Annotated in this window: 2 protein-coding genes; one reads left to right on the forward strand and one right to left on the reverse strand. The window is 41.6% G+C overall.

All coding sequences use genetic code 11. From position 1 onward, the window contains the following. Positions 1-196: hypothetical protein (locus I8J31_RS20660; protein WP_199470476.1), on the forward strand; the 196-nt coding region annotated here is incomplete at its 5' end. 118 nt (positions 197-314) lie between these two features. On the opposite strand, the gene I8J31_RS20665 is transcribed toward I8J31_RS20660, so the two are convergent. Beyond that, a partial coding sequence (locus I8J31_RS20665; RefSeq protein WP_199470477.1) for an RHS repeat-associated core domain-containing protein occupies positions 315-1,149 on the reverse strand: 835 nt, incomplete at its 5' end.

The raw sequence follows: 1,149 nt of genomic DNA on the forward strand, positions 1-1,149 counted from the left end.
CAAGCGACGACGCTTAACCCCGTCATTTGACAACTATTTATTCCGTAAACGGCTTTCCATACCACTGGATAACGCCATCAAAGCGCCCCCCAACGCGAACTTCTCCATCAACAAGAAATCCGCAGCAGACAAAGATGATCCTGCTCGCCATCTTCGTGGTGATATTGGCAGAAATACTGGTAGTGAATATTCGTAAAAAACGGCTTTAAGCGAGTTTTAACCCAAAAACGGATAGGAACAATGCGCTTCACTCAAGTAGTACCATTTACTCAAGGAGAGAAGCGCATTTGAAAAGAAATAAAACCAGAATAGTTTTAGTTGTTATCATTACCCTGATGAGCATCAAAATCGTTACAAACATATCTTTGTTTTGTCGCGTGTAACGCAGAACATACATAAGGCTTTGTATCTTTATAAGCTTTACCCTCTTCAGATACCACGCTAGATAGTGCCATATCCATTGCAAGACCAATGATTAGCGATGTTAATTCCATATTTTTATCTTTAAAATTGAGATATTTAAAATACTCAGGAGAAAATGTAATGATCCCCTTATTACCATCATCCTCGAAAGATGACTCGTACAGCCTCCCCCCCGGCAATGGCATTATTTGGAACCCTATATCAGATAATTTCCCATATCCCTTTCTAACGTTGGGTTCGATGTGTCTGTATATAGTGGAACCGGAGAGGTAATGTCCAAAATATTCATCATATATTGACGATTCAACATCACTACCTACTGACCTTAATATAGACATAGTGGATAGTGTCTTGCTCAACCCCACCATATAATCATCCGCTTTTGACTTACTATCATACCACAGCAGATTTATTTGCTCGGGAGTCAGTATAGACTCTGTCCTAAAACTATCGACAACACTATCTATATTAGGCCCTTGATCCTGCTGCAATATAGATACTGACCTTGATGGCCTTCTTAGATGTCTAGATGAAACAGTAATGGACGATGCTGAGGAGCCCTCGACTCCATTGCCCGCTATATGAGCACCAATAGCAAATGTTTTTAATGACCACTCGCCATCCGGATCCACCATGGTCAATGGGTCGTCCATACCATATAGGTAAGGGCTGTGGTATTGCACCACCGGATCTGGGGAGATAAAGCGGCCGATATCCGCGTCATAA

Origin of the sequence: Marinomonas transparens (assembly GCF_016463975.1) — a bacterium.
GTDB classification, from domain to species: Bacteria; Pseudomonadota; Gammaproteobacteria; order Pseudomonadales; family Marinomonadaceae; genus Marinomonas; species Marinomonas transparens.